Raw genomic sequence first — 25757 nt, 5'->3', positions numbered from 1 at the left:
GTGGCGGCAGGGGTTCCGGGCGGGCGCCCCGAGGGGCACTCTGGGGGAGGCCCATCGGAGACCCCGAGGCGGTGACATGCGCATGGCGGCAGGTAGGAGTTCGCGCGACTGGCGGTTCGACTCGGGGCGGCCCTGCCTCGACCTGGTGGCGACGGGGGCCGGTACCTCCGGCGCCTGCGAACTGCTCGACAATGCCGAGCGGCTCGCGGACTGGCTGGTCGCCGCCGGAGTCGTCCCGGGCGGCACCCGGCTCGACATCGTGGACGACAGCTGGGTGGTGCGCTTCCGGCAGCTGCGCACGGGGGTGGACCGGCTGCTGAGCGCCGAACTCGGCGGGCGCAGGGCCGACGCCGCGCTGGAACGGGTCAACGCGCTGGCTGCCGGGGCGCCGCCGGGGCTGCGGGCCGTGCGCGGCAGGGGCGGCGCCCTGGTGCGGGCGCTGAGCGCCGACCCGGAGTGCGGGGCCCTCCTGGCCGCCGTCGCCCGCGACGCCGTGGAGCTGCTGACCGACCCCGTGGCACGGGCCGGGCTGCGCCGCTGCGAGGCCGAGAGCTGCCGCCGCCTCTACCTGGACACCTCGCGCGGCCACCGGCGCCGCTGGTGCTCCAGCGAGGTGTGCGGGAACCGGGAACGGGTGGCCCGGCACCGGCGCAGGGCGGCGGCCGTGACCGTACCGGCGGCGTCGGCGCCGTGAGACCTCCGGCCGGTGCCGAAGACGGTGCCGGCAGCGGCGGCGACGGCGCCCCGGGCCCCGAGTGGTGCGCGGCGGTCCCCCTTCGCATAAGGTTGACGGCTGCCCAATGCACGTCAGAAGGGGGCCTCGGTGGCCGCGCAGGATGCCGCTGTCGATTCGTTGCGGGACCGGGAAATCGGTGTCGAGCAGGAACATCTCGACCGGGTGTACCACCGTCTCGAGGAGAAGATCCACGAGGCGGAATTTCTCATGAGTGACGCCGTCAAGCGGGGTCAGGTCGGCACTCCGGGAGCGCTCGCCGAGCGCGACGCCCAGGTGTTCCGGGCCGGAATCCACCTCAACCGGCTGAACAGCGAGTTCGAGGACTTCCTCTTCGGGAGGATCGACCTGCTGCTCGGCAAGGACGGCGAACGCGGCCCCGACGGCGCCTACACCTCCGTCGAGCCCGCCGACGACGCCGTGCGCGACGACAACTCGGCCGACATCGCGGAGACCCTGCACATCGGCCGCATCGGAGTCCTCGACGCCGACTACGCGCCGCTGGTCATCGACTGGCGCGCCCCCGCAGCCGCGCCGTTCTACCGGTCGACGCCGAAGGACCCGGGCCGGGTGGTGCGTCGCCGGGTCGTCCGCTCCAAGGGCCGCAAGGTCCTCGGCGTCGAGGACGACCTGATGCGCCCCGAGCTGACCGCGTACCTCGACGGCGACAAGCTCCCCGTCATCGGCGACGGCGCCCTGATGGCGGCGCTCGGCCAGGCCCGCAGCCACACCATGCGGGACATCGTCTCCTCCATCCAGGCCGAGCAGGACCTGGTGATCCGGGCCCCCGCCGCCTCCGTCACCGAGGTCTCCGGCGGCCCCGGCACCGGCAAGACCGCGGTCGCCCTGCACCGGGCCGCGTACCTCCTCTACCAGGACCGCAGGCGGTACGCGGGCGGCATCCTCGTCGTCTCGCCGACCCCGCTCCTGGTCGCGTACACCGAGGGCGTGCTGCCCTCGCTCGGCGAGGAGGGGCAGGTCGCGATCCGCGCGGTCGGTTCGCTCTCCGACGAGGCGGCGGGCGTCGAGGGCGCCACCACCTACGACGAACCCGCCGTCGCCCGGATCAAGGGCTCCTCACGGATGCTCGCGGTGCTGCGCAAGGCCGCCCGCGGCGCGCTGGAACAGCCCGGCACCCCCCGCGGCCCGAAGGACGAGGAACGGCAGGACGGCCAACTGGCCTTCGGTGACGAGGAGCCGGAGAACGCCACCGCCCCGGCCACCCCGACCCGGCTGCGCGTCGTCGCGTTCGGCGCCCGCATCGAGCTGGAGGCCGACGAACTGCGCCGCATCCGGCAGTCCGTCCTCGGCGGCACCGCCCCCGTCAACCTGCTGCGCCCGCGCGCCCGCAGGATGCTCCTGGACGCCCTGTGGAACAAGTCCTCGGGCCGCGGCCGCTACACCGACCCCGAGCTCGCCGCCGAACTGCGCTCCTCCTTCGACGAGGACGTGTCCACCGAGACGCCCTTCCTCGACTTCCTGGACGCCTGGTGGCCCGAACTCACCCCGCGCGGGGTGCTCGCCGCGATGGCCGACGAGAAGCGGCTCGGCCGCTGGGCGCGCCGGGTGCTCAACCAGGGCGAGGTGCGGCGTCTCGCCCGTTCGCTGAAGCGGCTCGACGCGGCGGGCAACGGCCCGCTCTCCGTGCACGACGTGGCGATCCTCGACGAGCTCCAGACGCTGCTGGGCACCCCCGCCCGGCCGAGGAAGAAGCGCGAGTTCGACCCGCTGGACCAGCTCACCGGCCTGGAGGAGCTGATGCCGCAGCGCGAGGAGACCCAGCGCGAGCGGGCCGAACGGCTGGCGGCGGAGCGCACCGAGTACGCGCACGTCATCGTCGACGAGGCGCAGGACCTCACGCCCATGCAGTGGCGCATGGTCGGCCGCCGGGGCCGGCACGCCACCTGGACGATCGTCGGCGACCCGGCGCAGTCCTCCTGGTCCGACCCGGACGAGGCCGCCCGGGCCCGCGACGAGGCGCTCGGCAACCGGCCGCGCCGACGCTTCACCCTCACGGTCAACTACCGCAACCCGGCGGAGATCGCCGAGCTGGCCGCCAAGGTCCTGGCGCTCGCGATGCCCGGGGCGGCGTCACCGGCCGCGGTCCGCTCCACCGGCGTACGGCCGCGCTTCGAGACCGTGCGGGACGGCGACCTGGCCGCCACGGTGCGCGAGGAGGCCCGGCGGCTGCTGGCCGAGGTGGACGGCACGGTGGGCGTGGTCGTGGCCATGAACCGCCGGGCACAGGCCCGGGACTGGCTGGCCGAGCTCGGCGAACGGGTGGTGGCGCTGGGCAGCCTGGAGGCGAAGGGGCTGGAGTACGACGCCACGGTGGTCGTCTCGCCCGCGGAGATCGCCGACGAGTCCCCGGCCGGCCTGCGGGTGCTGTACGTGGCGCTCACCCGGGCGACGCAGCAGCTCACGGTGGTCTCGGGGGAGCGGGACCTGCCCGACGAGGACGGCGTCCCCGACCTGCTGAGGGACTGAACCCACCGTGGGCCGGTCCCCACCGTGGGCCGGTCCACACGACCGGCCCACGGAGCGGGAGGCCGTGTGCAGGACGCGGGAGGCCATGTGCAGGATTGTTTTTGCAGTCAACCTGCACTACAGGAATCACTTTTTCGGGGTCTTTGTTAGCCTGGTGTCGGCACCGGCTCGATCCAAGCCCCCGGGCCCAACCTTCGTCGCTACGAGCGACCACTTGCCGCGAGGCGAGCATGGCGGGTCGGTGCCGCTCAACTGAATGGACAGACCCGCGTCACCCTCCGGTGGCGCGGGTCTGTTCTGGTTTCCGGGCCCGGCCCCCGGGGCGTTTCCGCACGGCCGACGGCGGCCGGCGCTCGTCGGAGCCGGACGGGCCCGGAGTGCGCTCAGGTCTTCCGTCGAGGACCCACCTTCTCGTATGGTGGAAAAAACTTTCCGAAGAGTGGCAGTCATTACCGCCTACCGGCCGGTAGGTGCGACGATCGGGGAGCGTGTCCGAGGCGAGCGCCCCGGCCGCGCGGCAATGAAGCTAGGGAAAGCGAAGGACTCGGCCATGGCAACGGCGCCCAGCGTCTCGTACTCGATGACGGTCAGGCTGGAGGTGCCCGCGAGCGGTACCGCGGTCTCCCAGCTCACCACGGCCGTGGAGTCCTCCGGCGGTTCGGTCACCGGCCTCGACGTGACCGCGTCCGGCCACGAGAAGCTGCGCATCGACGTCACCATCGCGGCCACCTCCACCTCGCACGCCGACGAGATCGTCGAGGGGCTGCGGGGCATCGAGGGCGTCGTCCTGGGCAAGGTCTCCGACCGTACGTTCCTGATGCACCTCGGCGGCAAGATCGAGATGGCGTCCAAGCACCCCATCCGCAACCGTGACGACCTCTCGATGATCTACACCCCGGGTGTGGCCCGGGTGTGCATGGCGATCGCCGAGAACCCCGAGGACGCCCGCCGCCTCACCATCAAGCGCAACTCCGTCGCGGTCGTGACGGACGGCTCCGCCGTGCTGGGGCTCGGCAACATCGGCCCGAAGGCCGCCCTGCCCGTGATGGAGGGCAAGGCCGCCCTCTTCAAGCGGTTCGCCGGCATCGACGCCTGGCCGATCTGCCTGGACACCCAGGACACCGACGCCATCGTCGAGATCGTCAAGGCCATCGCCCCCGGCTTCGCGGGCATCAACCTGGAGGACATCTCCGCTCCCCGCTGCTTCGAGATCGAGGCCCGGCTGCGCGAGGCCCTGGACATCCCCGTCTTCCACGACGACCAGCACGGCACCGCGATCGTCGTCCTGGCCGCGCTGACCAACGCGCTGCGCGTGGTGGGCAAGGGCATCGGGGACGTACGGGTCGTCATGTCCGGCGCCGGGGCGGCCGGCACGGCCATCCTGAAGCTGCTCCTCGCGGCCGGCGTCAAGCACGCCGTCGTCGCCGACATCCACGGGGTGGTGCACGCCGGACGCGAGGACCTGGTCTCCGCCGCCGCCGACTCGCCGCTGCGCTGGATCGCCGACAACACCAACCCGGAGTCCGTCACCGGCACCCTCAAGCAGGCCGTCGTCGGGGCCGACGTCTTCATCGGCGTCTCCGCCCCGAACGTGCTGGACGGCGCCGACGTCGCCGCCATGGCCGAGGGTGCGATCGTGTTCGCGCTCGCGAACCCGGACCCCGAGGTGGACCCGGCAATCGCCCGTCAGACCGCGGCAGTTGTCGCCACCGGCCGCTCCGACTTCCCGAACCAGATCAACAACGTGCTGGTCTTCCCGGGCGTCTTCCGCGGTCTGCTGGACGCCCAGTCCCGCACCGTCAACACGGAGATGATGCTCGCCGCCGCGGGGGCGCTCGCCGACGTGGTCGCCGAGGACGAGCTGAACGCGAACTACATCATCCCGTCGGTCTTCAACGACCGCGTCGCGGGCGCGGTCGCCGGTGCCGTCCGGGACGCCGCGAGGGCGGTCGGCAGCTCCGTCACGGCGCAGGGGAACCTCGGCTGAGGCACCGGCACCCGGAGTACGACGGGGCCCGGGGCCCGGCATCCCCGGAGCCCCGGGCGGCGCTCCGGCACCCCCGGCCGGCCCCGTCGACGCCCCGGTGACCCCGGCCGGTCCCGGGGGCTTCGGCCGGGTCCCGGCTGAGGTCCATGTCACAGCCGCCGCCGCGAGGCCCCTCGGGGCCCTGTGGCATGGACCACGTCCCCGGCGGCCGCACGTCGGCCCGCCGCACGGCGCGTCGCGGGGCGCGATGCCCCAAACGCCCCTTTAGGGTGGGCGGGCGGCGCGTCCCGTCAGCCCCGCATCCGCTGCGGACCGCTTCCGGGGAGTCGACGGAACGTCACCACGACGAGGCGGTGGCGCTTTTCGTGTGACTCCGAGGGGTGCCGGATTGGCGTTACCGCCGCAGGTGGGGGCAGGATGCGTAATCGGGCGCGAGGGTCTGACGACAGACCCGGGTCCGGGGACTGTCCGAGGGCCCTGGCAGCATCGGCTTCGATCTCACGCCTCACAGGCAAGAAGAACACGGGAGTAACAACATGAACCGCAGTGAGCTGGTGGCCGCCCTGGCCGACCGCGCCGAGGTGACTCGCAAGGACGCCGACGCCGTGCTGGCCGCGCTCGCCGAGACCGTCGGTGAGGTCGTCGCCAAGGGCGACGAGAAGGTCACCATCCCCGGCTTCCTGACCTTCGAGCGCACCCACCGTGCCGCTCGCACCGCTCGTAACCCGCAGACCGGCGACCCGATCAACATCCCGGCCGGCTACAGCGTGAAGGTCTCCGCGGGCTCCAAGCTCAAGGAAGCCGCCAAGGGCAAGTAAGTCCCACAGCCCCCCAGGCGCGACGAAGGGCGGTCACCCGACCAGGGTGACCGCCCTTCGGCGTATCGGCCGTCAGGGCCCCGTTCTGTGCCCCTGCGAAGGCCCGCATCCGAACCGTCCGGCCCCCGCACCTGTGTTCGCGCCCGCGCCGCCCCGGTGTTCGACAGCCCGGAGACACGGGACGGGAGTCGGGAGACACGGAACGATGGCCCGGAAACGCAGGACGGGGCCCCGGCGCCACGGAACGGCGGACCGGAAACACGGGACGGGGGCCCGGGGCAGTGCCCCGAACCCCCGTCAGCAGCCCTGTGGCGACCGCGCCCGAGAGCGCGCCCCGCCCGGTGCGTCCGGACTCAGACCAGCGGCGAGCCGTTCGGCAGCTCCACCTTCGCGCCGAGCTTCTCCAGCTTCTCCATGAAGTTCTCGTAGCCGCGGTTGATCAGGTCGATGCCGTGCACCCGCGACGTGCCCTGCGCGGCCAGCGCCGCGATCAGGTACGAGAAACCGCCGCGCAGGTCGGGGATGACCAGATCCGCGCCCTGGAGCCGGGTCGGCCCGGACACGACCGCCGAGTGGAGGAAGTTGCGCTGCCCGAAGCGGCAGTCGGAGCCGCCCAGGCACTCCCGGTAGAGCTGGATGTGCGCGCCCATCTGGTTGAGCGCGGAGGTGAAGCCGAGCCGGGACTCGTACACCGTCTCGTGGACGATGGACAGCCCCGACGCCTGCGTCAGCGCCACCACCAGCGGCTGCTGCCAGTCGGTCTGGAAGCCGGGGTGCACGTCCGTCTCCAGGGCGATGGCGTTCAGCGCGCCGCCCGGGTGCCAGAAGCGGATGCCCTCGTCGTCGATCTCGAAGGCGCCGCCGACCTTGCGGAAGGTGTTCAGGAAGGTCATCATCGAGCGCTGCTGCGCGCCCCGCACGTAGATGTTGCCCTCGGTGGCCAGCGCCGCGGACGCCCAGGAGGCCGCCTCCAGACGGTCCGGGATCGCCCGGTGCGTGTAACCGTCCAGCCGGTCGACACCCGTGATCCGGATCGTCCGGTCGGTGTCCATGGAGATGATGGCGCCCATCTTCTGCAGGACGCAGATGAGGTCCTCGATCTCCGGCTCCACGGCCGCGTTGGACAGCTCGGTGACGCCCTCGGCGAGCACCGCCGTCAGCAGCACCTGCTCGGTGGAGCCCACCGAGGGGTACGGCAGCCGGATCTTCGTGCCGCGCAGCCGCTGCGGGGCCTCCAGGTACTGGCCGTCCGCCCGCTTCTCGATGGTCGCGCCGAACTGCCGCAGCACGTCGAAGTGGAAGTCGATCGGCCGGCCGCCGATGTCGCAGCCGCCGAGCCCCGGGATGAACGCGTGGCCCAGCCGGTGCAGCAGCGGGCCGCAGAAGAGGATCGGGATGCGCGAGGAGCCCGCGTGGGCGTCGATGTCGGCGACGTTGGCGCTCTCCACGTGGGTCGGGTCCAGGATCAGCTCACCCGGTTCGTCACCGGGCCGGACCGTCACGCCGTGCAGCTGCAACAGCCCGCGCACCACCCGCACGTCGCGGATGTCGGGCACGTTGCGCAGCCGACTGGGCCCGCTGCCGAGCAGCGCGGCGACCATCGCCTTCGGCACCAGGTTCTTGGCGCCTCTGACGCGGATCTCGCCCTCCAGCGGGGTTCCGCCGTGGACAAGCAGGACATCGTCTGTGCCGGTCATGAATCTCGCGTTCCGGAGTGGTCGGGCAGGGGGCCAAACGAAAGAGTAATGGCCGACCACCCCCACTCCGTAAGGGAGCGGGGGGTGTACGAACGTCATGAATCCGCCACAACACGTTCTGCTCCCCGGGACTTGCGGAGGGTTACCGTCCGCATGGCTCCCCGGAATGCGCGCTCCCCATGCATCCGTGCGCCCTGAGCTGCGCCGCGGCCCGTTCGGGGGTCGGGTGGCCCACTTGGTCCCCGTGGGAGGCGAAGATGCGGGATCATTTCTGCCATGACCGAGGTGTCCTCGCTCACAGGGCGACTGCTCGTGGCCACACCCGCGCTCGCGGACCCGAATTTCGACCGTGCGGTGGTGCTGCTCCTCGACCACGACGAGGAGGGCTCGCTCGGCGTGGTCCTGAACCGCCCGACCCCGGTCGGCGTCCGCGACATCCTCATGCCCTGGGCCGGTCTGGCCGGTGAGCCGGACGTCGTCTTCCAGGGCGGCCCGGTCTCCCTCGACTCGGCGCTCGGGGTGGCCGTCATCCCCGGCGACGAGGGCCCGCTCGGCTGGCGCCGGGTGTACGGGGCGATCGGACTGGTGGACCTGGAGGCGCCCCCGGAACTGCTGGCCGCCGCGCTCGGTTCGCTGCGGATCTTCGCCGGGTACGCCGGCTGGGGCCCCGGGCAGCTGGAGACGGAACTGGCCGAGGGCGCCTGGTACGTGGTCGAGTCCGAGCCCGGTGACGTCTCGTCCCCGCGGCCCGAACACCTCTGGCGCGCGGTCCTGCGCCGCCAGCGCAGCGAACTGGCGATGATCGCCACGTACCCCGACGACCCCTCGCTCAACTGAGAGTGCAGACGCGGGGCCCCGCGACCCCGCCGGACCCCGCGACGCCGCCGGGCCCCGCGACGCCGCCGGACCCCGCGACGCCGCCGGGCCCCGCGACGCCGCCGCCCGGGGTGTGCACCTTCGCCCGCTTCGCCCGCTTCACCCGCGCTTCCCGCCGCCGGGCGCTCCGAAGCTCCCGCCTCCCAGTACCCTTGGCGGTTATGAGCACTCTTGAGCCCGAGCGCGGGGCAGGAACCGGCACCCTCGTGGAGCCGACGCCACAGGTGTCGAACGGCGACGGCGACCACGAGCGCTTCGCCCATTACGTCCAGAAGGACAAGATCATGGCGAGTGCCCTGGAGGGCACCCCCGTGGTCGCACTGTGCGGCAAGGTCTGGGTACCGGGCCGCGACCCCAAGAAGTACCCGGTCTGCCCCATGTGCAAGGAGATCTACGAGTCCATGGGCGCCGGCGGCGACAAGGACAAGGGCGGCAAGGACAAGAAGTAGTCCCGAGCCCTCCGGCGGCATCGCTCAGGGCCCCCGGGACACGCGTTTCGACGCGTGTCCCGGGGGCCCTTCGCGTTGCACGGGCTGCTTCCACGGGTCACAGAGTGGTTGAGACCACTTGTCGGCGTCCGCGCGCGCACCTACTCTCCTGCCAGTTGTGCAGAACGAAACGCGCGTTGCGCATGTTGCAATGCTTATCGGTAAGGGTTCCGATATGAAGCTTTCTGCCCGAATTGCCGCTCCGGTGGCGACGCTCGTGCTGGCGGGTCTCACCGCCACCGCCTGCGCGCCGCAGACCTCCGACACCGCGGCCGAGGGGGACGAGAAAACCGGCACCCTGCGGGTCTGGCTGTTCCAGGAGGTCGGCAACAAGCCCAAGGAACAGGTCGTCGACGCGGCGGTCGCCGAATTCGAGAAGTCCCACGAGGGCGCGGAGGTGGAGGTCGAGTACATCCCGGTCGACACCCGCGCGCAGCGCATCAAGGCGGCGTTCAACGACCCCAGGAGCGCCCCGGACCTCATCGAGTACGGGAACACCGACACCGCCGGATACGTCAAGGACGGCGGACTCGCCGACGTGAGCGCCGAGTTCGCCGCCTGGGACGAGGCGAAGGACACCGACCCGACCGCCCGGCAGTCCGTGACGGTCGACGGCAAGGTCTACGGGGCACCGCTCTTCGTCGGCGTACGCGCGCTGTACTACCGCACCGACGTCTTCGACGAGCTGGGCATCGAGGCCCCCAAGTCGCAGGCCGAGCTGATCTCCACCGCGAAGAAGATCCACAAGAAGAAGCCGGACCTGTACGGACTGGCGGTCGGCGGCGCGTACACCTACGGCGCGATGCCGTTCATCTGGGCCCACGGCGGCGAACTCGCCGACGAGAAGGGCGGCACGTACACCTCCGCCATCAACAGCGAAAAGGCCCGCAAGGGCATCGAGGCGTACACCTCGCTCTTCGGCGACGACAACTGCCCGGCCGCCAAGTGCGCCTCCATGGGCGGCAACGCGACCGTCACCGCCTTCGCCTCCGGAAAGGCCGCCATGGCGATCGGCGGCGACTTCAGCCACGCGGCCGTCGAGGCGGGCGCGGTGAAGGGCAAGTACGCGGTCGTCCCGCTGCCCGGCGTGGCGAAGGACTCCGTGGCCCCGGCGTTCGCGGGCGGGAACAACATCGGCGTGCTGAAGAGCAGTTCGCACCGCACCCTGGCCGTGGACCTGATGAAGTCCCTGACCGGCAAGCGGACCCAGGCGAAGATGTTCGACGCGATGGGCTTCCTGCCGACGTACACGGACGTGCGGGCCGCCGCCGCGAAGAAGGAGCCGTTCGTCGAGCCGTTCGTCGAAACGCTCGGCGCGGGCGCCGAATTCGTCCCGGCCTCGCCGGGCTGGGGGCAGATCGACGCCTCGCTGGTCCTGCCGACGATGTTCCAGGAGATCGTCAGCGGTCGTAAGGACGTGGCGAAGGCCGCGGACGACGCGGCGAAGAAGATGGACGCCGCGTTCGCCGACGCGGGCTGACCATGACCGCGAACACCACGACGTACAAGGCACCCGGCACGTCCGGGGCGGGCGGCACCTCCCCCCGCCCGCCCCGGCGGCGCCGCCCCGCCCCGTCCGTGCGCGGCTCCGGGTGGACCCCCTGGCTCTACCTCCTGCCCGCGCTCGTCCTCCTCGGCGGACTGCTCGTCTACCCGATCTACCAGCTCGGCCTGATCTCCTTCCTGGAGTACACCCAGGCCCAGGTCAGCGGCGGCGAACCGACCACCTTCCGGGGATTCGGGAACTACACCACCCTCTTCGGCGACAGCCAGTTCTGGCAGGTGCTCCTGGCGACCGTGGTCTTCGCCGCCGCCTGCGTCCTCACCACCCTGCTGGCCGGCTGCGCGCTCGCCGTCCTGCTGACCCGGGTCCGGGCCGTACCGCGGCTCGCCCTGATGCTGGCCGCGCTCGGCGCCTGGGCAACCCCCGCGATCACCGGTTCCACCGTCTGGGTGTTCCTCTTCGACCCCGACTTCGGGCCGGTCAACCGGGTCCTGGGGCTCGGCGACTTCTCCTGGACGTACGGGCGCTACAGCGCCTTCGCCCTGGTGCTCCTGGAAGTCCTGTGGTGCTCGTTCCCGTTCGTGATGGTGACCGTGTACGCGGGCATCCGGGCGATCCCCGGCGAGGTGCTGGAGGCGGCGGCCCTGGACGGCGCCTCGCAGTGGCGGATCTGGCGGTCGGTCATGGCCCCGATGCTGCGACCGATCCTCGTCGTCGTCACGATCCAGTCGATCATCTGGGACTTCAAGGTCTTCACCCAGATCTACGTCATGACCAACGGCGGCGGCATCGCGGGACAGAACCTGGTGCTCAACGTCTACGCGTACCAGAAGGCGTTCGCGTCCTCGCAGTACAGCCTCGGCTCGGCGATCGGCGTCGTGATGCTGCTGATCCTGCTGGTCGTCACCCTCGTCCATCTGCGCCTGGTGCGGCGCCAGGGGGAGGAACTGTGAACCCACGGAGCATGCTGCGCATCCGCAGGCCCGGGCGGCTGGCCGCCGAGGCGGCGGCCCTGCTGATCGCCGCCGCGGTCGCCTTCCCGCTCTACTGGATGGTGCTCTCCGCCTTCAAACCGGCAGGCGAGATCCAGTCCACCGAAGCCCGCCCCTGGACGCTGTCGCCGTCCCTGGACTCGTTCCGCCGGGTCTTCGAACAGAACGACTTCGGCCGCTACTTCCTCAACAGCCTGATCGTCGCCGGCACCGTCGTCCTGGTCTCCGCGCTGGTCGCCTTCCTGGCGGCGACGGCCGTGACCCGGTTCAGGTTCCGCTTCCGCACCACGCTGCTGATCATGTTCCTGATCGCACAGATGGTGCCGGTCGAGGCCCTGGCCATCCCGCTGTTCTTCCTGATGCGGGACTTCGGCCAGCTGAACACCCTCGGCTCGCTGATCCTGCCGCACCTCGCCCTCTCGCTGCCGTTCGCGATCTGGATGCTGCGCGGCTTCGTCAAGGCGGTGCCCGAGGCGCTGGAGGAGGCCGCGTACATCGACGGCGCGAGCCGTACCCGCTTCCTGTGGCAGATCCTCTTCCCGCTGGTCTTCCCCGGCCTCGTGGCCACCAGCGTCTTCTCGTTCATCTCCACCTGGAACGACTTCCTGTTCGCGAAGTCGTTCATCATCAGCGACACCTCCCAGTCGACGCTCCCGATGGCGCTGCTGGTCTTCTTCAAACCCGATGAGAACGACTGGGGAGGGATCATGGCCGCCTCGACGGTGATGACCGTTCCCGTGCTGGTCTTCTTCGTACTCGTACAGCGCCGCCTGGTCTCGGGGCTCGGCGGAGCGGTAAAGGACTGACCCCATGGACATGGACCTGATCCCGGCACCCGTGCGCACCGCCGACGACGGGCGGTGCGGCTTCCTGTTCGACCCGGCCACCACCATCGCCGCGGCCCCCGGCACCGAGGGCACCGAACGGTGGCTGCGCACCACCCTCGGCGCCGCCTTCGGCCTGCCGCTCGCCCCCGGCGGCGAGGACGCCGCGAACACCGTCCGGCTGGGCATCGACCCGGCCCTGGAGCCCGAGGGCTACCGGCTGACCACCGGGACCGGGCAGAGCGTCGAGATCACCGGCGGCAGCCCCGCGGGCGTCTTCTGGGGCGCCCAGACCCTCCGCCAGCTCCTGGGACCGGAAGCCTTCCGCCGCGCGCCCGTCAACCCCGACGCACGGCCCGCCCTCCCCGCCACGGACATCCAGGACCACCCCCGCTTCGGCTGGCGCGGCATGATGCTCGACGTGGCACGGCACTTCCTGCCCAAGGACGACGTGCTGCGCTACCTCGACCTCCTCGCCGCGCACAAACTGAACGTCTTCCACTTCCACCTGACCGACGACCAGGGCTGGCGGATCGAGATCAAGCGCCACCCCCGGCTCACCGAGGTCGGCTCCTGGCGGTCCCGCACCAAGCACGGCCACCGGGCGTCGGAACTGTGGGACGAGACCCCGCACGGCGGCTTCTACACGCAGGACGACATCCGGGAGATCGTCGCCTACGCCACCGAACGGCACATCCGGGTCGTCCCCGAGATCGACATCCCCGGCCACTCCCAGGCCGCCATCGCCGCCTACCCCGAACTGGGCAACGCCGACGTCGTCGACACCACCGCCCTGACCGTCTGGGACACCTGGGGCATCAACGCCAACGTGCTCGCCCCCACCGACAACACCCTGCGCTTCTTCGAAGGCGTTCTCGAAGAGGTGCTCGACCTCTTCCCCGCCGCCACCTCGCCGTTCATCCACATCGGTGGCGACGAGTGCCGCAAGGAGCAGTGGAAGGACTCCCCGGCCGCCCAGGCCCGGATCGAGGAGTTCGGCCTGGCCAACGAGGACGAGCTCCAGTCCTGGATCATCCGGCACTTCGACACCTGGCTCACCGCGCGCGGACGCCGCCTCATCGGCTGGGACGAGATCCTGGAGGGCGGCCTCCCCGCGGGCGCGGCCGTCTCGTCCTGGCGGGGCTACGGCGGCGGCGTCACGGCCGCCGAGGCCGGCCACGACGTCGTGATGTGCCCGGAGCAGCACGTCTACCTGGACCACCGCCAGGACGGCGGCCCCGACGAGCCGATGCCCATCGGCTTCGTCCGCACCCTGGAGGACGTCTACCGCTTCGAGCCCGTGCCGCCGGGCCTCTCCGAGGAGGCGGCCCGTCACATCCTCGGCGCCCAGGCCAACGTGTGGACCGAGGTGATGCAGAACCGGGCCCGCGTCGACTACCAGGTCTTCCCGCGCCTCGCGGCGTTCGCGGAGGTCGCCTGGTCGCCGCTGCCGCCCTCCGCCGAGCGGGACTACGCCGGCTTCGAACGCCGGATGACCGCCCACTACGCACGACTCGACGCCCTGGGCGTCGACTACCGGCCGCCGGGCGGCCCGCTGCCCCGCCAGCAGCGCCCCGGCGTCCTGGGACGCCCGCTGGAGGGACCGCCCCCGAACGTGTGATCCCGATCGCATCCGGTACCCGGCCGGTACACCTCCCTCCGGGGGGTGTACCGGCCATCGTTTTTTGTCCGGAACTCGCCCCGCACACAGGGCACAACCGGAACAGAACAACCGGGACAAGCCATGCTGAAGGGCAGCGATTCACACTCCGTGCCGAAGCGGTTCAAACCGGAAGCATTTCCGCGACCTGGTACGAACACGTCCTTCGCGGACCCTCGCGTCGGTCCGATCCGAAGATGTGCCAGAGTTGCCACGTCCGGGCTTTGAGCACGTACCGTACGGCGAAACAGCCGGACGGCCGGACACCGGGAAGGGGCAGCTGGGTTGACCACGCACGCACCGCAGGCGACGCAGTCCGTGACGCTGCCGGCCTCGCTCGACGAGGCCGTGGCGGCGCTCGGCGCCATGCCCGCCGCAGTTCCCGTGGCGGGCGGAACGGACCTGATGGCAGCCGTCAACAAGGGGCTGTTGCGCCCCTCGGGACTGGTCGGCCTCGGCCGGATCAGCGAGTTGCGCGGCTGGCACTACCAGGACGGCCACGCCCTGCTCGGCGCCGGCCTCACCCACGCGCGCATGGGGCGGCCCGACTTCGCCGCCCTCATCCCCGCCCTGGCCGCCGCGGCCCGCGCCGCGGGCCCGCCCCAGATCCGCAACGCCGGGACGCTCGGCGGCAACATCGCCACCGCGGCCCCGACCGGCGACTCCCTGCCGGTGCTCGCCGCCCTGGAGGCCGAACTGGTCGTCGCGGGGCCGGGCGGCGCCCGCCGCGAGATCCCGGTCTCGCACCTGCTGGCCGGCCGCGCCATGCTCGAACCCGCCGAGCTGATCGGCTTCGTCCGGGTGCCGCTCCTGCACGCCCCGCAGGTCTTCCTGAAGGCCACCGGCCGCACCGGCCCCGGCCGCGCCACCGCGTCCGTCGCGATAGTCCTCGACCCGGCCCGGCGCGGGGTGCGCTGCGCGGTCGGCGCCATCGCGCCGATGCCGCTGCGACCGCTGGAGGCCGAGCGCTGGATCGCCTCGCTGATCGACTGGGACGGGGAACGGGGCCTGGCCCCCGACGCGCTGGCCGCCTTCGGCGAGTACGTCGCCGCGGCCTGCATCCCGGACCAGGAACCGCCCGCCGACGGGGGAGAGGCGCCGCCGCTGCCCCCGGCCGTACTGCACCTGCGGCGCACCGTCGCCGCGCTCGCCCGACGCGCGCTGGGGAGGGCACTGTCGTGAGCAACGAGGACCACAACGATCGGCACGATCAGCACGGGCAGCAGGAATCGCTGCAGTACGGGGGCTGGCAGCCGACGCCGCAGGGCAGCGAGTACGACGACGGTGCGACCGCCTTCGTCCACCTGCCGCCCGAGGACCTGGCGAACATCCCGCTGGCCGCGCCGGGCCAGGGCTTCGTGCCGCCGATGATCCTGCCGCTGACGCCCGCGGCCGGATTCGACCCGGCGTCCACGGACAACTGGGTCGCGCGGACGCCGGACGCGCAGGAGCCGGGGGCGGCGCCGGAGCAGCAGGCACCCGAGACGGTGCACTGGCCGGACCCGAACCAGCAGCAGTCGCCGTACGGGTACGGGTACCCGCAGTTCCAGGAGACCCAGCGCATCCCGCGGATCACGGAGACCGGACCCGCCCCGTACGCCGAGCAGGACGGCGGGACCGGGCAGCCGGGGCTGCCGCACGAGCAGTACCCGGAGGCGTCGGCGGCGACGACGGCGACGGGTCAGTGGAATTTCACCGAGTCCCCCGAGTACGGCATCCACACGGGGCACGTCGAACACGGCGGTCACACCGGGCACGTCGAGCACGGCGGTCACACCGGGCACGTCGAGCACGGCGGTCACACCGGGCACGTCGAGCACGGCGGTCACACCGGGCATGTTGAACACGGCGGTCACACCGGGCACACGGAGCAGTTCAGCCACACGGAGCACGGTGGTCAGTACGGCCACGCCGATCACACCGGGCACGCCGATCACAGCGGCCAGTTCGGTCACGTGGAGCACGACGGCCAGCCCGGCCACGGCGATCACAGCGGCCACGGCGGTCACACGGGGCAGTGGACGATCCCGGTCGCCGAGGGCGATCTCCCGGAGGAGTCCGGCGAGTTCGCGGCCTCGGCCCTGGCCGCCCAGTGGTACGGCGACCGGACCCCGCCGGCCACGCTGCCGGGCGGTGCGCCCGCCCCGTGGGCGACGCAGCAGCCGGTACCGGGGCCCGCGCCCGAGCCGGGAGCCGAACCCGCGGTGGGACCGGCGCCCGAGGCGGGTGTCGAGCCGGAGCACGCGCCGAGCGCGGAATTCGCGCCGACGTCCACCCCGATGCCGCCTGCCGCGCCCGCCGAGACTGTCGCACCGGCCGCGCCCGCCGAGCCTGTTGCCCCGGCCGTGCCCGTCGCGCCTGCTGCACCGGTTGCGACGCCTCCGGTGGAGCCGGTGACGTCGTCCCTCACGTACGAGGACGCCCTGCGGGCCTCCGGCACGGCACCGTTCCCGGAAGCGGCGCCGGAAGCGCCCGTCGCGGAGGACGCCCCGGCCCAGGGCGCGGACTTCACGGGCGCGGACTCCACGGGTACGGACTCCGCGCAGGGGATGCCCTCCGACGCCGCTCCCGCCGCCCCGGACGACGTTCCGGACGGGCATCCGGCGCAGCCCGGTCCCGGCGAGCCGTCCGAGGCCGCCTCCGGGCCCACGCCTCCGGCCGACGAGGCCGAACCGGCACCGCAGGCACAGATCACCGAGGTCACCGAGACCACCGAGGCCCCCGAGACCGCCGAGGCGGCCGAAACCGGGACCGCCGAGCCGGGGGCCGAGACCCCCGGGCCCGAGGAGACGGAGTCCGCTCCGGAGCCCGGACCCGAGGCCGTGGAGCCCGCGGAGACCGGGGCCGCCGAAACCACCGGGACCGCTGAGCCCGAACCCGAACCCGAGCCCACGGACCCCGCCGACCTCACTGAACCTGCCGACCTCACAGGTCCCGCCGGTCCCACGGACTCCACGGACCCCACAGGCCCCGCCGCTCCCACGGACTCCACGGACCCCGTAGGTCTCGCCGACCCCGCAGGTCTGGCGGACCCCGCAGGTCTCGTCGAGCCCCAGCCCTTCGGCGTCCCCGACGAACGCCCCGCCGTTTCGTACGTCCTGAGCGTGAACGGCACCGACCGCCCCGTCACCGACGCCTGGATCGGCGAATCGCTCCTCTACGTGCTCCGCGAGCGCCTCGGCCTCGCCGGTGCCAAGGACGGCTGCTCGCAGGGCGAATGCGGGGCGTGCAACGTCCAGGTGGACGGCCGGCTCGTCGCCTCCTGCCTGGTCCCCGCGGCGACCACGGCCGGCAGCGAGGTCCGTACGGTCGAAGGCCTGGCCGTGGACGGCGAACCGTCCGACGTCCAGCGCGCCCTCGCCAAGCACGGGGCCGTCCAGTGCGGCTTCTGCATCCCCGGCATGGCGATGACCGTCCACGACCTGCTGGAGGGCAACCACACCCCCAGCGAACTCGAGACGCGCAAGGCGCTCTGCGGCAACCTCTGCCGCTGCTCCGGATACCGGGGCGTCCTCGACGCGGTGAACGAGGTCATCGCGGGCCGCGAGGCGGCCGCCGACCCCGCCGCGCCGGACTCCCCGTCCCCGGAGACCGCCGAGAACCGCATCCCGTCCCAGGCGGCCCCCGGCGCCGCGGAGGTGTGGGGCCCCCACGCCGACTCCCCGCATCCCGGGCCCGTACCGGACGTGTCCCCGGGCGCCATCGGTGACGCCCAGCCGCACTCGCAGGACGGAGGCATGGCGTGAGCAACGACGCGGCCACCACTGCCCACGCGACCAGCGCCCGGATCACCACCCCGGCGTTCGAGGGCCCCGGGGCCGAGCCGCCCGTGCTCGGCCTGGGCGTCTCCCTGCCGTCCGCCGACACGCGCGCCAAGACCGAGGGTACCTTCCCGTACGCCGCCGACCTCTGGGCCGAGGGCCTGCTGTGGGCGGCCGTGCTGCGGTCCCCGCACCCGCACGCCCGCATCCTGTCCGTCGACACCTCGGCCGCGGCCGGGATGCCGGGGGTACGGGCGGTCATCACGCACGAGGACATCCCCGGGGAGCGCGCGTACGGGCGCAGGATCGTCGACCGCCCGGTCTTCGCCTCCGACCTGGTCCGCCACCACGGCGAACCGATCGCCGCGGTCGCCGCCGACCACCCCGACACCGCCCGGCTCGCCGCCGCCGCCATCGCCGTCGAGTACGAGGTCCTCGAACCGGTCACCGACCCGGAGAAGTCCTTTGCCGCCGAACCGCTGCACCCCGACGGCAACCTGATCCGCCACATCCCGCTGCGCTACGGGGACCCCGAGGCCACCGGCGAGGTCGTCGTCGAGGGCCTGTACCGCATCGGCCGCCAGGACCCGGCCCCGATCGGCGCCGAGGCCGGACTCGCCGTGCCCCGCCCCGACGGCGGCGTGGAGATCTACACCGCCTCCACCGACCCGCACACCGACCGCGACCTGGCCGCCGCCTGCTTCGGCCTCGAACCGGAACGGGTGAAGATCGTCGTCACCGGGGTGCCCGGAGCGACCGGCGACCGCGAGGACCCCGGCTTCCAGCTCCCGCTCGGGCTGCTCGCGCTGCGCACCGGCTGCCCCGTCAAGCTGACCGCCACCCGCGAGGAGTCCTTCCTCGGCCACTCCCACCGCCACCCGACCCTGCTGCGCTACCGCCACCACGCGGACGCCGAGGGCCGGTTGGTGAAGGTCGAGGCGCAGATCCTGCTCGACGCGGGCGCGTACGCCGACTCCTCGTCCGAGTCGCTGGCCGCGGCGGTCGCGTTCGCCTGCGGCCCCTACATCGTCCCGCACGCCTTCATCGAGGGCTGGGCGGTCCGCACGAACAACCCGCCGTCGGGCCATGTGCGCGGCGAGGGCGCGATGCAGGTCTGCGCGGCGTACGAGGGCCAAATGGACAAGCTGGCCGCCAAGCTCGGCATCGACCCGGCCGAACTGCGAATGCGCAACGCCCTGGCCACCGGCGACATCCTGCCCACCGGCCAGACGGTCACCTGCCCCGCGCCCGTGGCCGAACTCCTCACCGCCGTACGGGACTTCCCGCTGCCCAGCCTTCCCAAGGACACCCCCGAGGACGACTGGCTGCTCCCCGGCGGCCCGGAGGGGGCGGGCGAGCCGGGCGCGGTGCGCCGCGGCGTCGGCTACGCGCTCGGCATGGTCCACATGCTCGGCGCGGAGGGGGCCGACGAGGTCTCCACGGCCACGGTCAGGGTCCACGACGGCGTCGCCACGGTCATCTGCGCCGCGGTCGAGACGGGCCAGGGCTTCTCGACCCTCGCCCGCCAGGTCGTCCAGGAGACCCTGGGCATCGAGGAGGTCCACGTGGCCGCCGTCGACACCGACCAGCCCCCGGCGGGCCCGGCGGCCCACGGCCGGCACACCTGGGTCTCGGCCGGGGCGGTGGAACGGGCCGCGAAGATGGTCCGGACCCAGCTCCTCCAGCCCCTGGCCCACAAGTTCGGCATGTCCACGGAGCTGTTGCAGATCGCCGACGGCAAGATCACCTCGTACGACGGGGTGCTCTCCACGACGGTCATGGAAGCGATGGACGGCAAGGAACTCTGGGCCACCGCCCAGTGCCGCCCGCACCCCACCGAGCCCCTCGACGAGTCCGGCCAGGGCGACGCCTTCGTCGGCCTCGCCTTCTGCGCGATCCGCGCGGTGGTGGACGTCGACATCGAGATCGGCTCCGTACGGGTCGTGGAGATGGCCCTCGCCCAGGACGTCGGCCGGATCCTCAACCCGGCCCAACTGGCGATCCGCATCGAGGCCGGCGTCACCCAGGGCATCGGCGCGGCCCTCACCGAGAACCTCCGCAGTGCCCGCGGCCTGATCCGCCACCCCGACCTCACCGGTTACACCCTGCCGACCGCCCTGGACGCCCCGGACATCCGCATCGTCGAGCTCATCGAGGAACGGGACGTGGTCGCCCCCTTCGGCGCCAAACCCGCCTCGGCGGTACCCGTGGTGACCTCCCCGGCAGCCGTGGCGGCAGCCGTACGCGCGGCAACCGGCCGCCCGATCAACCGCCTCCCGATCCGCCCCCAGGCAGCGGTGGTGGCCCCCAACTCCTGAGGATCGCACCGATGGTGTGCCTCCGGGGCATGGACGCAACCTGGAGGTACGCGGTGACGCCGTGGTCGGCCGGGGTGAGCCTCGAAGCCGATGTGCCGGTCAGCGGCTGTCGCTGGAGGGGAGGACCCTGTGCGGGGGCGATCTGAAGCGGAACCACCGGCGTGCCCCCTGGGGCACCATCGGGGTTGATTATCTTTCTCGGCCCTGGACGCACGTACTTCAGGGCCAAGGGACACCCAGCGGTCGGCATACGGATTTTCAGAGACCGAGGAGGGCACGCATGTCCACACCGATCGGCAGCGGAACACAAGGGTTCTGGATCGAACCAGGTGAGGTACGGAAAGCGGGTGATGCCGCGCGCAAGGTCGCCCAGGACATGCCGGAAGACATCAAGACCTTATTCGTGCCGACGGACGCAGCAGTCACCGGACTGGCGGGTTTTCAGTCGGCTCAAGCTCTTGATGACTGCCTGGAGGCATGGACGAAAGCACTGCGTTCTTTGGCAGGCATGGTGGAGGGTGCCGCAGACGCGGTCGACAGTTCCAGCAAGAGCTTCTCTCAAGAGGACCAGGAACGCCGCAATTCCTTCCTCGGCCTGGCCCCCTACATCTCGGGCCCACCCGGTCCGTATGCTCCTGGATTCATGATGCCTCCGTCACAGAGCGGAGAGCGCTGACACATGCGAATCTCGGAACTCCGCGATGCCAAGCCACTTCTGCTGACTGATGCCGGCGATGCCTGGGACGGACTGGCGGAGAGGTTCACTGCCCACGCCCGTGACTTCGGCAGATATCTGCGCCGCCCCATCGAGCAGGAGGGTGTCTGGGGCGGAATGGCTGCTGAGTCCGCTGCTGGTCGATTCGCCCGGATGCAGCGCGACCTGACGGTTGCCAAGCAGGAACTCGACGGGGTGGGTACCGTGCTGAGGACCTGTGGTGAGGAGTTGGCAGCCCACCAGGGACGGCTCAAGGAAGCCATTGCGGATGCCGCGGGGGCTGGCTACAAGGTCGCTGACAGCGGGGTGGTCACTGCCCCGACCATCGACCTCGGCCAACTGGCGCCGGGCGACGTGGCGAAGATCGACCGTCAACATGCAGCTCGCGCCCAGGAGTACGCCGACCGGATCGGTGAGGCGTTGAGGTCGGCACAGGCCGCCGACAGGGAGTATGCGGCGGCGATCAAGCTCTTCACCGATGCGGCCAAACGATGCGCCAAAGGCGACTGGAGTGCCGGCCTGCTGGAGTTGGCCACCGCGAATGGACTCAACCGTGAGTTGTTGTCCGAGCTCGGCATGCCGCAGAAGGGCGCCTCGCCCGAGGCGGTGCAGGAATGGTGGACTGGACTTTCCCCCAGCCTGCAAGCCGAACTGATTCACGACTACCCGCAACAGATCGGGAATTGTGATGGGATTCCGGCAGTCGATCGCGACAAAGCCAACCGAACCTACCTGCCATTGCTGCTGAGTAGCTTGGAAGCGGATTACGCCAGGGCGGGCGGGGACGAGGCGGCAGCACTCAAGGACAAGATCGATGGCGTGAAAGGAATTCAGCAACAACTGGAACGGGGGCGGGAGCCCCGCCCGTACCTGTTAGGTATTGGTTCGGAAGGCAACGGCCGTGCCATTGTTTCGTTCGGTAACCCGGACAGCTCGAAGAATGTTTCTGCTTATGTGCCGGGCCTGAACACCAAGTTGAGCGAACACTTCGCGTCATCGGACGTGGATCGGGCCTGGAACGTGGCACATGCCGCGAACAAGATGTACCCGGACACCACGACCGCCTCCATCGTCTGGCTCGGGTACGACGCGCCCCAGCTGGATGGTTTCAAATGGTCGGCCACCGATGTGATGCGGGAGGACAACGCCAAAGCCGGTGCCCCTGCCTATGACAGCTTCTTGAATGGCATCCGGGCCACCCACGAGTCGGGCTTGCCGCATGTGACGGCCATTGGGCACTCATATGGATCCTTGACCGTGGGGCAGGCTGCCCAGCAACCCGGGGGGATCCCAGCGGACGACGTGGTCCTTGTCGGCAGTCCGGGCGTCGGTGTCGACAAGGCTTCCGACCTCGGTGTGGGAGACGGCCACGTCTATGTCGGAGCGGCGGAAAACGACCAGGTGTCCAACCTTCCCACATCCAATCTTCTGGAATACGTCGCCCCGGGGAGCGAGTACGGGCCCAAGAAGAACTGGTTCGGCACCGATCCCGCCGACAATCATTTCGGAGGCCGTCATTTCAGTGTGGCCCCCGGCAGGGATACGGGCCTCGCCGGACTCGTGACCGGAGACCTGCCCGCGCATTCGATCTATTTCGGCCCGGTCGAGGGGGGCGATTCTCTGAACAACATTGCGAGTGTCGTGGTCGGCCGCGGCGACAAGATCCAGACTGTGACGCCGAGGTGAGGCGCGTGTTCGGACGTGGGCGACTGTTGGGCTGCGCGCTCATGGTTGCGGTGCTCACCGCCTGTGGAACCGGTGATGGGCAAAACGGTGCAGAAGGTCAGGCAACGGAGAGGCAGAAAATGCCCGCGATGGACATGCAACAGGCGGGGCAGCGTGCGGAGGAAATTCTCGACGGCACGCTGGCGGCCATCCGCCCGCCGGTGGAATGGGCCTATGGCGCACCTGCGGAAGCGGCATGCAGTACCGGCCTCAACGAGCCGACCGGCACCACGACCGTCACCCGCAGCAGGAACATCCTCACCGTGATTTCCGAGCAGCGGCGCGGCAACCTGCTGGGACTTGTTCAGCGGTACTGGGAACGGCAGGGCTTCCGGGTCGTCGGAGTCAACTCCGACAAGGACATGCCACGGATCCGGGCCAAGGGCGCCGATGGGTTCACCGTCTCCCTGGAGGTCGGCAGCATCGGCAACGTCTCGGTCAGTGCTGGATTCGGCTGTGCCGAGAACTCCGCGATGACTTATCCGACGGGGACACCCGGCCATCCCGGTGGACCGAAGGCGGAGGAACTGAGGCCGCGGGCCCATTCCGAATTCTGGTCTTCCGACGAGCCGCTCCGGCAGTAGCCGGCGAGGGGGTCGGTCCGGCTCATGAACATGCGGAACGGCCGTCCCCTGGGCCGTGGGGGCGGTCGTTTCCGTGTTTCTCGGAGGCCGTGACCGGATTCGAACCGGTGTAACTCGAGTTGCAGTCGAGCCCCTGAGCCACTCGGGCACACGGCCGTGTCTTCCTCGTCGTGGTCCGACCGTAGGGCCCGGGGGTCGTGCGGCTCAAGGGAAGGGGGCGGGGCGCAACACGACTGCCATGCGGCGTTCACGATCGGCCGGGCGGTCCTACGGCCAAGAGCGGATCGGAGGACCGTCTCACGACAGGGTTCACCTGAGGTCTTGCCCCTTACTCTTGGGCTCATGAGTGCCCTGGACCCCCGAGACACCGGCAGCGACGCCGGCACCCACACGGACACGGCCCCGACCCCCGGTACCGGTCCCCGTGTCGACATGGCGAAGACCGCCCCGCCCGCCGGGACCGGAGGGGTGCTCGGGCGGACCTACCGGGCGCTCAGCGTCGGCATCGTCTCCGTCGTGCTCCTGATCGCCTTCGAGGCGACCGCCGTGGGCACCGCGATGCCGGTCGCCGCCCGTGAGCTGCACGGCATCCCGCTGTACGCGTACGCGTTCTCGGCGTACTTCACGACCAGCCTCTTCGCCATGGTGCTCTCCGGGCAGTGGGCCGACCGGCGCGGTCCGCTGGGGCCGCTCGCCGCCGGGATGAGCTCGTTCGTGGCGGGCCTGCTGCTCTGCGGGACCGCCGGGAGCATGTGGGTCTTCGTCGCGGGGCGGGCCGTCCAGGGGCTCGGCGGCGGCCTGGTGATCGTGGCGCTGTACGTGGTGATCAGCCGGGCGTACCCGGAGCGCCTGCAGCCGTCGATCCTGGCCGCCTTCGCCGCGAGCTGGGTGATTCCGTCCGTCGTCGGGCCGCTCGCCGCCGGGAGCGTGACCGAGCACCTGGGGTGGCGCTGGGTCTTCGTCGGCATTCCCGCCCTCGTGGTGTTCCCGCTGGCCCTCGCGCTGCCCGCGATCCGGCGGCGGGCGTCCGGCCCGGCCGACCCCGCGGCCCCCGTCGAGCCCTACGACCGGCGGCGCATCCTGCTCGCCCTCGGGATCTCGCTGGGCGCGGCGCTGCTCCAGTACGCCGGGCAGCAGCGGAACTGGTTCGCGCTGCTGCCGGCCGCCGCCGGCTTCGCGCTGCTCGTCCCGGCGGTGCGCGGGCTGCTGCCCCCGGGGACGATCCGGGCGGCGCGCGGGCTGCCCGCGGTGGTGCTGCTGCGCGGGGTGGCGGCCGGATCGTTCATCGCCGCCGAGTCGTTCGTACCGCTGATGCTGGTCACCCAGCGCGGGCTCAGCCCGACGATGGCCGGTTTCTCGCTCGCGGCCGGGGGCGGGACCTGGGCCCTGGGCTCGTACGTGCAGTCCCGGCCGCGGCTGGAACCGTACCGGGAGCGCCTGATGGTGGGCGGCATGGTGCTGGTCGCCGCGGCGATAGCGGCCGCGCCGTCCGTGCTGCTCGACTGGGTGCCGGTCTGGACCGTGGCCGTGGCCTGGGCCTTCGGATGCTTCGGCATGGGCATGGTGATCGCCTCGACCAGCGTGCTGCTGCTGAAGCTGTCGGCGCCGGAGGAGGCGGGGGCGAACTCGGCCGCCCTCCAGATCTCCGACGGGCTGTCGAACGTGCTGCTGCTCGCCGCGGGCGGAGCGGCCTTCGCCGCGCTCGGCGGCGGCGCGGTGGGCGCCGTGCACGAGGCGGTGGAGGCGGGGGCCTCCGGATCGCACCCGGGGGCGTTCGCGGTGGTCTTCCTGCCGATGGCGGGGGTGGCGCTGGTGGGGGCGTGGGTGGCGGCCCGGGTGCGGGCACGATAGTGGTACCAGTCCGGCCCCACCCGGCGGTACCGTTCTGGTATGGCCATGAACCTGCGTCTTCGTGACGACCAGACCGAAGCCCTCAAGCAGCGGGCCGCGCAGGAGGGGACCAGCATGCACGCCATAGTGCTCCAGGCTGTGGACGACTACCTGGCCAGGACCGCCCAGCAGGCCATCGTCCGCAAGACGGCCAAGGAGCAGGCGGCCAAGTGGAGCGAGCTCATGGAGCGGCTCAAGTGACCTGCGTCTACCTGAGCTCCGAGGACGCCCTGGTCGTTGCCGAGCACGCCTGCTCGGACATGCATGTCGTCGTGCGTGACGCCGGGCTCCTCGAATCGGCGGCGCACCGTCCGTCCGCAGCCATGTTCGGCGAGGAGGCCTACCCGGACCTGATCGACAAGGCTGCTGCGCTCCTGCAGTCCTTGGCGATCAATCATCCACTCTTCGACGGGAACAAACGCACGGCCTGGCTGTCGTGCGTGACCTTCCTGGCGATGAACGGGATCGATCTGCGCCCGGACATCGATGCCGCGGAGCGCCTGGTCATCGCGGTGGCGACGGGGGAGACGGACGAGGTGGAGGACATCTCCCAGGGGCTGCGCGAGCTGGTTGCCGACGCGGTGTGAGAGCCATCGCAATTCCGTGCGGGGCAGCGCAGTTCAAGGCGGGTTCCGCGCCGCGCCCCGGTAGGGTGGCCCGGTTGTCGTATCGCGTGCGGGTCGGTTCCGGCCCCGGCG

Annotated in this window: 20 protein-coding genes and 1 tRNA gene; 19 read left to right on the top strand and 2 right to left on the bottom strand. The window is 71.5% G+C overall.

Annotated features, from left to right (window positions below; genetic code table 11):
- The first annotated feature begins 82 nt into the window (after positions 1-82).
- The 4 genes from OCT49_RS11870 (at position 83) to OCT49_RS11855 (ending at position 6025) form a co-directional block, all read left to right on the top strand.
- Complete coding sequence (locus OCT49_RS11870; RefSeq protein ID WP_283855762.1) at positions 83-694, top strand: CGNR zinc finger domain-containing protein; 612 nt, start codon at positions 83-85, stop codon at positions 692-694.
- Between the two features lie 129 nt (positions 695-823).
- On the top strand, positions 824-3220 hold the full coding sequence (locus tag OCT49_RS11865) for a HelD family protein (protein ID WP_283851849.1): 2397 nt from the start codon (positions 824-826) through the stop codon (positions 3218-3220).
- A gap of 550 nt (positions 3221-3770) precedes the next feature.
- The gene (locus tag OCT49_RS11860; RefSeq protein WP_283851848.1) at positions 3771-5207 is read left to right on the top strand and encodes an NAD-dependent malic enzyme; all 1437 of its coding nucleotides are present in this window, start codon (positions 3771-3773) and stop codon (positions 5205-5207) included.
- A gap of 536 nt (positions 5208-5743) precedes the next feature.
- The gene (locus OCT49_RS11855) at positions 5744-6025 is read left to right on the top strand and encodes an HU family DNA-binding protein (RefSeq protein ID WP_017237029.1); all 282 of its coding nucleotides are present in this window, start codon (positions 5744-5746) and stop codon (positions 6023-6025) included.
- 353 nt (positions 6026-6378) lie between these two features.
- Here OCT49_RS11855 and murA read toward each other — a convergent pair whose 3' ends face one another.
- Entirely contained in the window at positions 6379-7722 is a 1344-nt protein-coding gene (murA, locus tag OCT49_RS11850; RefSeq protein WP_148838237.1) for a UDP-N-acetylglucosamine 1-carboxyvinyltransferase, read from the bottom strand.
- A gap of 276 nt (positions 7723-7998) precedes the next feature.
- Here murA and OCT49_RS11845 point away from each other — a divergent pair, with 276 nt between their 5' ends.
- The 12 genes from OCT49_RS11845 (at position 7999) to OCT49_RS11790 (ending at position 23169) form a co-directional block, all read left to right on the top strand.
- Positions 7999-8559: a YqgE/AlgH family protein gene (locus tag OCT49_RS11845; RefSeq protein ID WP_283851847.1), complete on the top strand. Its 561-nt coding sequence runs from the start codon at positions 7999-8001 to the stop codon at positions 8557-8559.
- Between the two features lie 200 nt (positions 8560-8759).
- Positions 8760-9047 (top strand): DUF3039 domain-containing protein, encoded by a 288-nt coding sequence (locus OCT49_RS11840; protein ID WP_148838236.1) that lies wholly within the window; start codon positions 8760-8762, stop codon positions 9045-9047.
- A gap of 214 nt (positions 9048-9261) precedes the next feature.
- Positions 9262-10566 (top strand): extracellular solute-binding protein, encoded by a 1305-nt coding sequence (locus OCT49_RS11835; RefSeq protein WP_283851846.1) that lies wholly within the window; start codon positions 9262-9264, stop codon positions 10564-10566.
- 2 nt (positions 10567-10568) lie between these two features.
- A complete protein-coding gene (locus OCT49_RS11830; RefSeq protein ID WP_283851845.1) occupies positions 10569-11543 on the top strand; it encodes a carbohydrate ABC transporter permease in 975 nt (324 codons plus the stop codon).
- An 11-nt stretch (positions 11544-11554) separates the two neighbouring features.
- Positions 11555-12388: a carbohydrate ABC transporter permease gene (locus OCT49_RS11825; protein WP_283855761.1), complete on the top strand. Its 834-nt coding sequence runs from the start codon at positions 11555-11557 to the stop codon at positions 12386-12388.
- 4 nt (positions 12389-12392) lie between these two features.
- Positions 12393-14027: a beta-N-acetylhexosaminidase gene (locus OCT49_RS11820; RefSeq protein ID WP_283851844.1), complete on the top strand. Its 1635-nt coding sequence runs from the start codon at positions 12393-12395 to the stop codon at positions 14025-14027.
- A 324-nt stretch (positions 14028-14351) separates the two neighbouring features.
- Positions 14352-15248, top strand: a complete 897-nt coding sequence (locus tag OCT49_RS11815; RefSeq protein ID WP_283851843.1) for an FAD binding domain-containing protein — start codon at positions 14352-14354, stop codon at positions 15246-15248.
- Entirely contained in the window at positions 15245-17812 is a 2568-nt protein-coding gene (locus tag OCT49_RS11810; RefSeq protein ID WP_283851842.1) for a (2Fe-2S)-binding protein, read from the top strand. Before OCT49_RS11815 ends, OCT49_RS11810 begins: the two co-directional genes overlap by 4 nt.
- A complete protein-coding gene (locus tag OCT49_RS11805) occupies positions 17809-20145 on the top strand; it encodes a xanthine dehydrogenase family protein molybdopterin-binding subunit (protein WP_283851841.1) in 2337 nt (778 codons plus the stop codon). The genes OCT49_RS11810 and OCT49_RS11805 overlap by 4 nt, the downstream gene beginning before the upstream one ends.
- Positions 20146-20425: 280 nt before the next feature.
- Positions 20426-20821, top strand: coding sequence for a WXG100 family type VII secretion target (locus OCT49_RS11800; RefSeq protein ID WP_283851840.1), 396 nt, complete (start codon positions 20426-20428; stop codon positions 20819-20821).
- Between the two features lie 3 nt (positions 20822-20824).
- Positions 20825-22546 carry an alpha/beta hydrolase gene (locus tag OCT49_RS11795; RefSeq protein ID WP_283851839.1) on the top strand — a complete coding sequence of 574 codons (1722 nt, stop codon included), beginning with the start codon at positions 20825-20827 and terminating at the stop codon, positions 22544-22546.
- A gap of 128 nt (positions 22547-22674) precedes the next feature.
- A complete protein-coding gene (locus tag OCT49_RS11790; RefSeq protein WP_283851838.1) occupies positions 22675-23169 on the top strand; it encodes a hypothetical protein in 495 nt (164 codons plus the stop codon).
- Between the two features lie 84 nt (positions 23170-23253).
- On the opposite strand, the gene OCT49_RS11785 is transcribed toward OCT49_RS11790, so the two are convergent.
- Positions 23254-23325, bottom strand: a tRNA-Cys gene (locus OCT49_RS11785).
- A 276-nt stretch (positions 23326-23601) separates the two neighbouring features.
- On the opposite strand from OCT49_RS11785, the gene OCT49_RS11780 reads away from it, so the two are divergent.
- Genes OCT49_RS11780 through OCT49_RS11770 form a run of 3 tightly spaced genes read left to right on the top strand, consistent with a single transcriptional unit; the run spans position 23602 to position 25646 of the window.
- Complete coding sequence (locus OCT49_RS11780; RefSeq protein WP_502963461.1) at positions 23602-25020, top strand: MFS transporter; 1419 nt, start codon at positions 23602-23604, stop codon at positions 25018-25020.
- 39 nt (positions 25021-25059) lie between these two features.
- Positions 25060-25260: a ribbon-helix-helix protein, CopG family gene (locus OCT49_RS11775; RefSeq protein WP_283851836.1), complete on the top strand. Its 201-nt coding sequence runs from the start codon at positions 25060-25062 to the stop codon at positions 25258-25260.
- On the top strand, positions 25257-25646 hold the full coding sequence (locus OCT49_RS11770) for a type II toxin-antitoxin system death-on-curing family toxin (RefSeq protein ID WP_283851835.1): 390 nt from the start codon (positions 25257-25259) through the stop codon (positions 25644-25646). Before OCT49_RS11775 ends, OCT49_RS11770 begins: the two co-directional genes overlap by 4 nt.
- The last annotated feature ends 111 nt before the right edge of the window (positions 25647-25757 follow it).

This window comes from Streptomyces sp. ML-6 (assembly GCF_030116705.1).
In the GTDB taxonomy this organism is placed as follows: Bacteria; Actinomycetota; Actinomycetes; order Streptomycetales; family Streptomycetaceae; genus Streptomyces.
This window is presented reverse-complemented; position numbering and strand designations above follow the sequence as displayed.